1 protein-coding gene and 1 pseudogene are annotated in these 1,603 nt (G+C 74.7%); both read left to right on the forward strand.

The window, feature by feature from the left end; translation table 11 throughout:
- Positions 1-242: pseudogene (locus ACWJ6R_RS36020) on the forward strand (hypothetical protein); the annotation flags it as partial.
- Positions 239-1,603: murein biosynthesis integral membrane protein MurJ (gene murJ / locus ACWJ6R_RS36025; RefSeq protein ID WP_449066495.1), on the forward strand; the 1,365-nt coding region annotated here is incomplete at its 3' end. The pseudogene ACWJ6R_RS36020 and the gene murJ, both read left to right, overlap by 4 nt.

Raw genomic sequence — 1,603 nt, forward strand, 5'->3', positions numbered from 1 at the left:
ACCTGGGCGAGCGGGCGATGCTGGGCGACGCCGGGGCCAACGCGCTGGGCGCGCTGCTCGGCCTGGCCGCCACCGTCACCCTCGGCCGCCCGGGCCGGCTGGCCGTGCTCGGCACGGTCGTGGCGCTGACCGCCGCCTCGGAGAAGGTCAGCTTCACCAAGGTGATCGCGGGCAACCCCGTGCTCCACAGGATCGACATGCTCGGCCGCCGCCCCGTGGAGCAGGCGCCCGGCCACCGATGACCACGAGGATCGGCAAGGGGGTCGCGGGAGCGGCGCTCCTCATCGGAGCGGTGACCGTCGCGGCCCGGGTCGCCGGCTTCGGCAGGTACTACGTCCAGTCGCACACCGTCGGCAACGCGTGCCTGGGCACCGCCTACACCACCGCGAACTACGTGCCCAACATCGTCTTCGAGCTGGTGGCGGGCGGTGCGCTGGCGGGGATGGTGGTTCCGGTGCTGGCCTCGGCGGCCTCCCGGTCCGGTGACGATCCCCAGGCCAGGGCGGAGGCCGGGCGGATCACCTCGGTGCTGCTCACCTGGACGATGCTGGCCCTGGTGCCGCTGACCCTGCTGGTCGCCGTGTTCGCCGGGCCGGTCGTCGCCCTGCTCACCAGGCTGCCGGAGGGCTGCGACGCCGCGCAGGTCGTCGAGGCCGGCACCCGCATGCTGGTCGTCTTCGCGCCTCGGGTGATCTTCTTCGGGCTCGCCGTCGTCCTGTACGGCGTGCTCCAGGCGCACCGGCGCTTCATGGGACCGGCCCTCGCGCCGCTGGTCTCCAGCCTGGTCATCGTCGCCTCGCACCTGCTGTTCGCCCGGCTCGACGGGGACGCGGCGGGGAACCTGGGCGCGCTGGACCCGGCCGGGGAGCTGACCCTCTCGCTCGGGGCGACGGCGGCGGCCGCCGTGATGGTGCTGGCCGTGATCGTCCCGGTGGCCCGGCTCCGGCTCCGGCTGCGCCCGGCGCTCTCCTTCCCGCCGGGCGTGGCCGCCCAGGCCAGAGGGCTGGCCACGGCCGGTCTCGCGGTGCTCGTCGCCCAGCAGGTCGCGCTGACCGCCGTGGTCATGCTCACCAACGAGTTCGGCGGAGAGGGCAGGATCACCTTCTACACCTACGCCTGGGCGCTGTACCAGCTGCCGTTCGCGGTGCTCGCCGTACCGGTGGCGACCAGTTCCTTCCCCGCGCTCTCCGTGCGCGCGGCCGACGGGGACCGCGCGGGCTTCGACGCGCTGGCCGCCTCCACCACGCGGATCATCGTGCTGGCGATGGGGCTGTCGGCGGGCATGATGGCCGCGGTCGCCCTGCCCGTCTCCCGGCTCTTCCTGGAGAACACCGACGGCGGGAAACCGGGGGAGATGGCGGAGGCCGTCGCGCTGTTCGCGCCGGGGCTGATCGGTTACGCGCTGGTGTTCCACCTGGCCCGGGTGCTGTACGCCTGCGGCCGGGGCCGGTCGGCGGCCCTCGCCTCGGTGGCGGGGTGGGCCGTGGCGCTGGTCGCGCAGATCGTGCTCGCGAACACGGCCGAGGGCCCGGCCGACGTGGTGGGGCGGCTGGCGCTGGGCAGCACGATCGGGATGACCGCGGGCGGTGTGCTGCTGGCCGGC

This window comes from Planomonospora algeriensis, assembly GCF_977012225.1.